The organism is Rhodococcus sp. P3_B8, assembly GCF_056402775.1.
Window position 1 is genome coordinate 1 of sequence record NZ_JBFUGT010000228.1, and the last position, 10,602, is coordinate 10,602.

Genomic DNA, 10,602 nt, shown 5'->3' on the forward strand with positions numbered 1-10,602 from the left:
GGCTCCGCCCGACACCCAGCCGGGGCGCCGAACACCCCGCCCCGATCACCAGCACCGTGCCGACGACCGGCACCAGTGCGGCGGTTCCGGGGTAGGGCGTCGTCTCACCGAGTCGGAAACAGGCGACGACGATCAGCGCGAAACCCGTCCACCCGGCCGCGGCGGCGACCACCGACGGCAGCCGCTGCCAGTGCCGAACCGACAGGGCGACCAACCCGCCTGCGGCCAGTTCCCAGCCGCGGGCGGGCAATGAGAAGAACGCCCACGGCGGCAGGGTCCGGGTCCAGTCGAGTGAGACCGCAAACGACACTGCGGCGACCACGGCGAGCACGATCAGATACGGGGTCGTCGACGGTGTTTCGTCCGCGTCGAGGCGCCGTGACCTGCGCCGGACGAGCCAGGCGACCCCGATGATCAGCGCCGGCCACAGCAGGTAGAACTGCTCTTCCACGCCGAGCGACCAGTAGTGCTGGAACGGTGACGGGGGYGCGTCGGCGGCCAGATAGTCGGTGCCGTGCAGGGCGAACCGGTAGTTACCGACGTACAGCGCACTGGCGATCCCGTCACCGAGGACCGCGCGGGCCTGCAGAGGGGGCAGGAGCAGGGCCGAGCCGATCGCAGTGGCCACCAGCACGATGCACCCGGCGGGCAGCAGCCTGCGGGCCCGCGCACCGTAGAACTCGGCCAGCCCGACGTGGCCGGTGGTCGCGACGTTCCGCCACAGCAGGCCGGTGATGAGAAACCCCGAGACGACGAAGAAGATGTCGACACCGACGAACCCTCCGTCGATGCCGGGCACGCCCGCGTGAAAGAGGACCACGGCCAGCACGGCGACGGCGCGTAGACCCTCGATGTCCGCGCGGAACCTCGTCTCGGCCGGCTGGACACCGGCCGGAGGGCGGTTACCGGATCGGCGTCGCCGTTCCGGACTCGCGACGGTATTCACTCGACCAGCGATCTGTCCATGCGACGTGCCCCTTCAGCTGCAGCATTGAGCTCATGATGACAGCGGTGCCGAGACTTTCCCGAAAGGCACGCCGTATCAGGACACAGCGCCGGTGAGCGGCCTCTCACACGTGCACGACGACCGACCCTTCGCGAACCGACGCGGAGTAGGTGCGGACCGAGCCCACACCCTCGGATGCGCAGGCGCCCGTGTCGAAGGCGAACGCGTACTGGTGGAGCGGGCACATCACGCCGGTGGCGTCGATCTGTCCGTCGGCGAGGGGACCGCCCTTGTGCGGGCACACCGCATCCATCGCCCGAACGGTGCCGTCCGACAACAGGAATACGGCGACCTGACGGTTCTGCACGACGTACGTCCGGCCTTCGCCCGGCGTCAGGTCGCTGACCGGCCCCACCGCGACCTCGGAAGGCCCCTCGATCAGGGYGGTCATCGGACCGGCACCTGGGGAAGCGGCAGCAGCGGGAGCGACGGAGCGAACTGTGCGGGCGATTTCGGCGCGCTGCGCTCCTTCCAGGGATCCCGGTAGCCGTCCACCGCCGTCTGGATCCGCTCGTCCAATCCCCTCACGATGTCCTCCTCGTCTCGGACCAGTAGCGCCTGAAGATGTTCGAGTCCCACCCGCGGCACGAAGTCGTACGTGCGTTCGAGCCATTTCGCGTTCTCGCGGTAGTACTGGATGAAGCGGCCGCCGAGTTCCACTACGGCTTCCGGTGATTCGACCGTGGCCAGCAGATCGCCCTTGCGGATGTGCGCTCCGGCGGCGCCGCCGACGTAGATTTCCCATCGGCCGTCGCCGACCGCGACCACACCGAAGTCCTTGCACAGGGCCTCCGAGCAGTTACGTGGGCATCCGGCGACCGCGAGTTTCAGTTTCGCGGGCGTTTCCAGGCCCTGGAACCGCTCCTCGAGCGCGATGCCGAGGCTCGTCGAATCGCCGAGACCGTAGCGGCAGAAATCGGTTCCGACGCACGTCTTCACCGTGCGCATGCTCTTGCCGTAGGCGAACCCGGACGGCATGTCGAGGTCACCCCACACCTTGGGAAGGTCTTCCTTCTTGATGCCGAGCAGGTCGATGCGCTGCCCGCCGGTGACCTTCACGAGCGGCACGCCGTACTTGTCGGCCACGTCGGCGATCTTGCGGAGTTGCTCGGGCGTGGTGACGCCGCCCTTCATCTGCGGGACCACCGAGAACGTGCCGTCGCGCTGGATGTTGGCGTGTACGCGGTCGTTGATGAACAGCGCGCCGCGCTCGTCCACCCAGTCGGGCCCCCAGATGGTGCGGAGCAGCGAGGCCAGGGGCATCTTCGCGGACGCGTCCTCCTTTGCGTCCGCGGCGAGCTCGGCGAACACCTGGGACACGGCGCGGAGATCGCGTTCCCGGATGGTCGCGATGAGTTCGGGCTTCGTCATCGGGATGCAGGGCACGTACCAGTCTGCGGAGGGGTCGGCCTCGAGTTCGCCGCCCGCGGCGCAGGCCACGATGTCGGCGACGAGTCCCTTGCACGAGCCGCAGCCCTTGCCTGCCCGGGTCTGGGCACAGACGTCGGTGAGGGTCTTGGCGCCGGAATGGACGCACGCCACCAGATCGCCCTTGCTCACGCCGTTGCAGTTGCACACCTGCAGGTCGTCGGGGAGATCGGCGACACTCGCCGCGGCGCTCGGGGCTCCGACGTCGAAGAGCATGCTGATCCGCTCCTCGGGCAGCGGCACCTTGCCGTCGAACGCCTGCGTGAGGAAACCGGCCTTGCTGATGTCGCCCATCAGGGTGGCGCCGATCAGCTTGCCGTCGCGGACGACGAGGCTTTTGTACGTGCCGCTGCGCGGTTCGTAGTACTGGACGAACTCGTCGTCCGCCGTCTCCGGTCCCTTGACGCCCATCGCGGCCACGTCGACGCCGGCGACCTTCAGTTTGGTGGTGGTGCGCGAACCGACGTACGCCGCTTCGGGATTGGAGCCGGTGAGGACTTCGGCGAGGATGACCGACTGTTCCCACACCGGGGCGACGAGGCCGTAGGTCTCCCCACGGTGCTGTGCGCACTCGCCGACGGCGTACACGGAACCCTCGTCCTCGCAGCGCATCTGGTCGTCCACCACCACACCGCGTTCGACCACCAGCCCGGCGGCCCGTGCGAGTTCGGTGTTGGGCCGGATTCCGGCGGTGACGACGACCATGTCGGCGTCCAGGGTGGAGCCGTCGACGAACGACACCCCGGTCACCAGGCCCGCTTCGTCGCGCAGCACGGCGGTGGTCCGCATCGAGGTGTGGACGCCGACACCGAGTTTCTCGATCTCGGCGCGCAGGACGCTGCCGCCGCGTTCGTCGAGCTGCTGGTTCATCAGGTGCCCGGGGGAGTGGACGACGTCGACGGTGAGGCCCTGTGTGCGCAGCCCGTACGCCGCCTCCAGACCGAGCAGGCCGCCGCCGATCACCACCGCGGACACGTCGTCGCGRGCCTGCGCCATCTGCAGCATGCCGTTGGTGTCGGCGATGTTCCGGAATCCGAACACCCCGCGGGCCAGGCGCCCGTCGTGCTCGCGCAACCCGTCCATGTTGGGGAAGAACGTGTTGCTTCCCGTGGCGATGATGAGCACGTCGTAGTCGACGACGCGGCCGCTCTCGCAGGTGACGGTCTTCGCGAACCGGTCGAGTGCGACGGCGCGGTCGCCGGCGTGGAGTTTGACGCCGTTGGCGGTGTACCAGCCCATGGGGTTGAGGATCAGGTCCTCGTCGTCGACGGCCGCTTCGCCGGACAGCACGTGCGAGAGCATGATCCGGTTGTAGTTGCCGTAGGGCTCGTCGCCGATCATGGTGATCTCGAAACGCTCGCCGCCGCCGCGGTTCAGGATCTCCTCGACGGTGCGTGCGCCGGCCATACCGTTGCCGACGACCAGCAGCTTGCTCGAACTCGGTGTGTTGGCCATGCGTCGAGGCTCCGCCCCGGGAGTGTCGTAACGGCTGCGCGCACGTTACGTGGGAATCAGGAACACCTCACAGCCCTCCCGGAAGGCGTGTCAGGCGGGTGCGCGGTCGCGGGGCATGAGCAGCGGGGCCAGCACGGCGAGGAGCAGCGCGGGCAGCAGGAAGCCGGCAGCGGGCGACACCGAGTACACCGGGGTGAGGGTGATCGGCGCGAGCGCGTTGCCCATGAACCGCAGCGCCTGCACGACGGACACCGCGCCGCCCCGGTTCGGGCCCGGCGACCCGAGCACGGCGGCGTTGACACCGACCAGGACGAACTGACCGGCGATTCCGGCCGCGAACCACGCCACGGCCACGACTGCGAGGAGAGACACGGTCCCGGCGGCCGCGACGAGAATTGCCCCGCCGACCGCGCCGATCAGGACGGCTGACCGGGCCCCGATCTTGTCGATGACTCCGCCGACGAGGCGGGCGGTGAGGATGCCTGCCACGCCGAACCCGGTGAGGAGCAGCCCGCGCTGGGTGGGGCTCAGCCCGAAGGCGTCCTCGGCGCGGAACGCGACCAGGAAGCTCAGCCCACCGAGCGCACCCCAGCCGAGGAGTGCCACCACCCCGATTCTCAGCACCGACGGGGTGAGGGCGTCGCGCAGTCGCGGGCGCGGTGCCCCCGGCTCGGCGGGAGCGCTGTCCGGAACGCCGACCAGACCCAGCACCGCGGCCACGAGGGCGATGACGAGGAACGCGAGTCGCCAGTCGACCTCCGCCGCGAGCCCGCCGACGAGCGGCGCGCTCGACGTTCCTGCGGCCTGGAAGGCGCCGAAGACCCCCAGCGCCCGGCCCAGATGCTTCTGCGGAGTCGAGGCGGCGAGCGCCGCCAGCAGCAGCGGCGTCGTGAACGAGTTCGAACACCCCTGGAGCACGCGGGCGCCGAGGAAGAGCGGCAGCGTCGGCGCCGCGAAACACGCCAGCGACGACAGCAGATAGACGCCGTACGCGATCCGCACGGTCCGCGTCTGCCCCCACCGCGCGCCCAGCGTGCCCGACACCAGCATCAGCAACGCGAACGGCAGCAGGTACGCCGTCAGCGAGCCGGCCGCGGCGGACGCACTCACGCCGAGGTCGTCCCCGATCTCGGGAAGGATCGAGGCGACGACCCCGCCGCCGAACGGACCGAGGAAACCGCCGGCGTAGAGCGCCGTGCGCTGGAGCGAGGAACGAAGCGACTCGGATGAGTTCTTCGTCACAGCCCGAAGCTGCCGGGCCCACGCCTGCGGAGATATCGCTCGAACTCGGCGGCGAGCGCGTCACCGTCGATCTTCGAGATGGCGTCGGAGATGTCGGTCTCGGCGTCGCCGCGCTCCTCGAGGGAACGGACGTACTCGCCGATCTCCTCGTCGTCCGCGGTCATCTCGGTGACGGCTTCCTGCCAGTCGTCGGCCTGGGCCGGGAGTTCTCCGAGGGGAACCTCGATGTCCAGGACATCCTCGACGCGTTGCAGCAGCGCCACCGTGGCCTTGGGATTCGGCGGCTGGGACACGTAGTGGGGCACGGCCGCCCAGAACGACACGGCTGGCACACCGGCCCGGACGCACGCGTCCTGCAGTACCCCGGTGATCCCGGTCGGACCCTCGTAGCGGGTCTGCTCGAGCTTGAACCGCTCGGCGGCCTCACTGCTGTACGCGCTGCCCGTCACCGGGACCGGCCGTGTGTGCGGGGTGTCCGCGAGCAGCGCCCCGAGGATCACCACGGTGTTGATCTGCAGCTGGTCGATCAGCTCGAGGAGGTCCTCGCAGAAGCTGCGCCAGCGCATGTTCGGTTCGATCCCACGCAGCAGAACCACGTCGCGGTCGCTGCCGGGAGGCGAGCACACCGACAGCCGGGTGGCGGGCCACACGATCTCCCGGGTGACACCGTCGACCTGCCGCACCGTGGGTCGATTGACCTGGTAGTCGTAGTACTCCTCGGAGTCCAGCTCGGCGAGCGGCTGGGCGTCCCAGGTCAACTCGAGGTGCTCGACGGCTCCGCTCGCGGCATCGCCGGCGTCGTTCCAGCCCTCGAAGGCGGCGACGAGGACAGGGTCACGAAGTACGGGCACGCCACTGTCCGTCGCACCGGCGTCCTCGGTGTCGGGGGTGTCGTCGTCGCGGCCCGCAGGCGTGACGGGGAACTCACTGGAACTCACCCACCCAGCCTACGGCCAGCATTGGTTCGCGCGCCCACTAGTCTGGACGGCATGTCTGCGCCATTTCACTCTGCCCTGCTCGATGCGTTGAACCAGCGCGTTGTCATCGGCGACGGAGCCATGGGCACCATGTTGCAGGCCGCGGACCTCACGCTCGACGACTTCCTCGGGCTCGAAGGCTGCAACGAAATTCTCAACGACACCCGCCCTGACGTGTTGAAAGACATCCACCGCGCGTATTTCGAGGCCGGGGCCGACGCCGTCGAGACCAACACGTTCGGGTGCAACCTACCCAACCTCGCCGATTACGACATTTCGGACCGTATCCGGGAACTGGCCGAGAAGGGCACCCGGCTGGCGCGTGACGTGGCCGACGAGATGGGGCCCGGACGCGACGGCATGGGCCGCTTCGTCCTCGGCTCGATGGGACCCGGAACCAAGCTGCCGACGCTGGGCCACGCACCGTTCGCGATCCTCCGCGACGCCTACGCGGAGGCAGCGATGGGCATGATCGAAGGGGGAGCCGACGCGATCCTCGTCGAGACCTGCCAGGACCTGCTGCAGGTGAAGGCCGCCATCCTCGGCAGTCAGCGGGCGATGGAAACGCTGGGGTCGCGGCTGCCGATCATCACCCACGTCACGGTCGAGACCACCGGCACGATGCTCCTCGGCAGCGAGATCGGTGCCGCGCTGACCGCGCTCGAACCGCTCGGTATCGACATGATCGGCCTCAACTGCGCGACCGGTCCCGCCGAGATGAGCGAACATCTCCGCCACCTGTCCAAGTACAGCTCCCTTCCGGTGTCGGTGATGCCCAACGCCGGACTGCCGCAGCTCGGCCCGAACGGCGCCGAGTACCCGCTCACCGCGGAGGAGCTCGCCGAGGCGCTCAGCGGCTTCGTCACCGAGTTCGGACTCGGTCTGGTCGGCGGATGCTGCGGCACCACTCCCGAGCACATCCGGCAGGTGGCCGAAGCGGTCCGTCTGGTCGAGAAGGCCGAGCGGAACCCGGTGCACGAGTCGGGGACGTCCTCGCTGTACACGGCGGTGCCGTTCGAGCAGGACGCCAGCATCCTGATGATCGGTGAACGCACGAACACCAACGGCTCCAAGGCGTTTCGCGAGGCGATGATCGCCGAGGACTACCAGAAGTGCCTCGACATCGCGAAGGACCAGACCCGCGACGGCGCCCACATGCTCGACCTCAACGTCGACTACGTCGGACGCGACGGCGCCGTCGACATGGCCGCCCTCGCGAGCCGGTTCGCGACGTCGTCGACGCTGCCGATCATGCTCGACTCCACCGAGCCCGCGGTCCTGCAGGCCGGCCTCGAGCACCTCGGCGGCCGGTGCGCCGTGAACTCCGTCAACTACGAGGACGGCGACGGACCGGACTCGCGGTTCCAGAAGATCATGCGGCTCGTCACGGAGCACGGCGCCGCCGTCGTCGCGCTGACCATCGACGAGGAGGGCCAGGCGCGCACCGCGGAGCACAAGGTCCGCATCGCCGAGCGCCTGCTCGACGACCTCACCGCGAACTGGGGCCTCGACGAGTCCGACATCATCATCGACGCGCTGACCTTCCCGATCTCCACCGGTCAGGAAGAGGTCCGCCGCGACGGCATCGAAACGATCGAGGCGATCCGCGAGCTGAAGAAGCGGCATCCGCGGGTGCACTTCACCCTCGGCGTGTCCAACATCTCGTTCGGTCTCAACCCGGCGGCCCGGCAGGTCCTGAACTCGGTGTTCCTGCACGAGTGCACCGAGGCCGGCCTGGACACGGCCATCGTGCACGCGTCGAAGATCCTGCCGATGGCACGGATCCCCGACGAACAGCGGGAAACGGCCCTCGACCTGGTCTACGACCGCCGCCGCGAGGGCTACGACCCGCTGCAGAAGCTGATGGAACTGTTCGAGGGGGTCTCCGCGGCGTCGGCGCGTGAATCCCGCGCCCAGGAGCTGGCGGCGCTGCCGCTGTTCGAGCGTCTGGAACGCCGCATCGTCGACGGTGAACGCAACGGCCTCGACGACGACCTCACCGCCGCGATGGAGGAGAAGCCGCCGCTCGCGATCATCAACGAGACGCTGCTGTCCGGCATGAAGACCGTCGGCGAACTCTTCGGATCCGGGCAGATGCAGCTGCCGTTCGTGCTGCAGTCCGCCGAGGTGATGAAGGCGGCCGTGGCATACCTCGAACCGCACATGGAGGCCACCGACGAGGACGGCAAGGGTCGCATCGTCATCGCCACCGTGAAGGGCGACGTCCACGACATCGGCAAGAACCTCGTCGACATCATCCTGAGCAACAACGGGTACGACGTGGTGAACCTGGGCATCAAGCAGCCGATCGCGACGATCCTCGACGCGGCGATCGAGCAGAAGGCCGACGTCATCGGCATGTCCGGTCTGCTCGTGAAGTCGACCGTGGTGATGAAGGACAACCTGCAGGAACTCAACGCCAAGGGTGTCGCGGAGAAGTTCCCCGTCCTCCTCGGCGGTGCCGCGCTGACCCGTTCGTACGTGGAGAACGACCTGGCCGAGGTGTACGAGGGCGACGTCAGCTACGCGCGCGACGCGTTCGAGGGCCTGCACCGGATGGACGAGATCATGGCCGTCAAGCGTGGCGGCGGACCCGACCCGGACAGCCCGGAAGCGATCGCGGCCCGCGAGAAGGCGGCCGAACGCAAGGCACGGCACGAACGGTCCAAGCGGATCGCGGAGAAGCGCAAGGCGGCCGAGACCCCGATCGAGGTGCCCGAGCGATCCGACGTGGCCACCGACATCGTGGTCCCGAGCCCGCCGTTCTGGGGCAACCGGATCGTCAAGGGCGTGTCGCTGTCGGACTACTCGGGGCTGCTGGACGAGCGGGCCCTGTTCCTCGGGCAGTGGGGTCTGCGCGGGCAGCGTTCCGGCGACGGTCCCACGTACGAGGAACTGGTGGAGACCGAGGGCCGCCCCCGCCTGCGGTACTGGCTCGACCGGTTGAGCACCGAGGGAATCCTCGCGCACGCCGCCGTCGTGTACGGCTACTTCCCCGCGGTGTCCGAGGGTGACGACGTGGTCGTGCTCACCGACCCGACACCCGACGCGGAGGAACGCTTCCGGTTCACGTTCCCGCGCCAGCACCGCGACCGCTTCCTGTGCGTCGCCGACTTCGTCCGGTCCCGCACCGAGGCGAAGGAGACCGGTCAGGTCGACGTGTTCCCGATGCAGCTCGTCACGATGGGACAGCCGATCGCGGACTTCGCGAACGAGCTGTTCGCCGCCAACGCGTACCGCGACTACCTCGAGGTGCACGGTATCGGCGTGCAGCTGACGGAATCGCTGGCCGAGTACTGGCATCAACGGGTCCGCGAGGAACTCGTGCTGCCCGGCGGTCACAACGTGGCCGAGCAGGACCCGTCCGAGGTGTCCGGATTCTTCGACCTCGCCTACCGCGGTGCCCGGTACTCCTTCGGGTACGGCGCCTGCCCCAACCTGGAGGACCGCGCGAAGATGGTCGCTCTGCTCGAACCCGAACGGATCGGTGTGAAGTTGTCGGAGGAACTGCAGTTGCATCCCGAGCAGTCCACGGATGCGTTCGTGCTGCACCACCCCGAAGCGAAGTACTTCAATGTCTGATGCATTCGACGGTCTCGCAGGTGTTCTGTGGGACATGGACGGAACGCTGCTCGATTCCGAGAAGATGTGGGACGTCGCGGTCCGCGAGTTGTCGCTGCACCTCGGCGGGCCGATGACCGAGGAGACGCGGCTGAAGACGATCGGTGCGTCCAGCGCCAACGCTCTCGGCGTCATCTTCGACGCCCTCGGGCTCGACCGGGATCCGGCGGCGCTCGCCGAGGCCAAGGAATGGATGTTCACGCGCGTCGAGGAATTGTTCGGCGACGGGATCCCGTGGCGGCCGGGCGCCCACGACGCACTGCGGACCGTCCGGGCGCACGGCCTGAGGTCGGCGCTGGTGACCAACACCGAGCGCCGGCTCACCGAGCGGGCACTCGAGACGCTCGGCAGGCACCACTTCGACCACTCGGTGTGCGGCGACGAGGTGCCGGCAGGCAAACCGCATCCAGACCCGTACCTGCGGGGCGCGGAATTGCTGGGGCTGGATCCGTCGCAGTGCCTCGCCATCGAGGACTCGCCCACCGGTGCGGCGTCCGCGCAGGCCGCGGGGTGCGTCGTCCTCATCGTCCCGTGCGAGATCGCGGTGGCCGACGGCCCGGGGCGGGTGTTCCGGGACAGTCTCGAGGGCCTCACCGGTTCCGACCTCGCCGAGGTGTGGGCGCAGCGGAGTGGTGTCCGTCTCTAGGTAGTCTGGTTTCCCGTGGCTGTCCCGAAAATCGTGCTGTTCTACGTGTTCACTCCGCTCGCCGACCCGGAGGCGATACGGCTGTGGCAGTACACACTCGCCGAGGCGAACGGCCTCACCGGACGGATCCTCGTCTCCGAGCACGGCATCAACGCGACGGTCGGCGGCGACATCCACGACGTCAAGCGGTACGTGAAGGGGACGCGCAGCTACGCGCCGTTCAAGGA

Annotated in this window: 7 protein-coding genes and 1 pseudogene; 3 read left to right on the forward strand and 5 right to left on the reverse strand. The window is 68.7% G+C overall.

The features are described 5' to 3' along the window. From AC1D1G_RS34625 to AC1D1G_RS34645, 5 genes are all read right to left on the reverse strand, one after another. The coding region (locus tag AC1D1G_RS34625; RefSeq protein ID WP_477955620.1) for an acyltransferase family protein at positions 1-946 on the reverse strand (946 nt) is incomplete at its 3' end. A 124-nt stretch (positions 947-1,070) separates the two neighbouring features. Then, positions 1,071-1,397: a Rieske (2Fe-2S) protein gene (locus tag AC1D1G_RS34630; protein WP_477955622.1), complete on the reverse strand. Its 327-nt coding sequence runs from the start codon at positions 1,395-1,397 to the stop codon at positions 1,071-1,073. Continuing rightward, positions 1,394-3,889, reverse strand: coding sequence for a nitrite reductase large subunit NirB (nirB, locus tag AC1D1G_RS34635; RefSeq protein ID WP_418341956.1), 2,496 nt, complete (start codon positions 3,887-3,889; stop codon positions 1,394-1,396). The genes AC1D1G_RS34630 and nirB overlap by 4 nt, the downstream gene beginning before the upstream one ends. A gap of 90 nt (positions 3,890-3,979) precedes the next feature. After that, a complete protein-coding gene (locus AC1D1G_RS34640) occupies positions 3,980-5,131 on the reverse strand; it encodes an MFS transporter (RefSeq protein WP_280780049.1) in 1,152 nt (383 codons plus the stop codon). Beyond that, a complete protein-coding gene (locus AC1D1G_RS34645; protein ID WP_009473532.1) occupies positions 5,128-6,069 on the reverse strand; it encodes a PAC2 family protein in 942 nt (313 codons plus the stop codon). The genes AC1D1G_RS34640 and AC1D1G_RS34645 overlap by 4 nt, the downstream gene beginning before the upstream one ends. A gap of 51 nt (positions 6,070-6,120) precedes the next feature. On the opposite strand from AC1D1G_RS34645, the gene metH reads away from it, so the two are divergent. From metH to AC1D1G_RS34660, 3 genes and pseudogenes are all read left to right on the forward strand, one after another. Beyond that, the gene (metH, locus tag AC1D1G_RS34650; protein ID WP_477955625.1) at positions 6,121-9,690 is read left to right on the forward strand and encodes a methionine synthase; all 3,570 of its coding nucleotides are present in this window, start codon (positions 6,121-6,123) and stop codon (positions 9,688-9,690) included. After that, on the forward strand, positions 9,683-10,375 hold the full coding sequence (locus tag AC1D1G_RS34655) for an HAD family hydrolase (protein WP_283335143.1): 693 nt from the start codon (positions 9,683-9,685) through the stop codon (positions 10,373-10,375). The genes metH and AC1D1G_RS34655 overlap by 8 nt, the downstream gene beginning before the upstream one ends. Positions 10,376-10,390: 15 nt before the next feature. Beyond that, a pseudogene (locus tag AC1D1G_RS34660) lies at positions 10,391-10,602 on the forward strand (hypothetical protein); the annotation flags it as partial.

What these genes read in the sequence shown, in the direction of transcription:
- AC1D1G_RS34655 (WP_283335143.1), top strand. Translation starts at nt 9,683, where the DNA reads ATGTCTGATGCATTCGACGGTCTCGCAGGTGTTCTGTGGGACATGGAC.
- metH (WP_477955625.1), top strand. Translation starts at nt 6,121, where the DNA reads ATGTCTGCGCCATTTCACTCTGCCCTGCTCGATGCGTTGAACCAGCGC.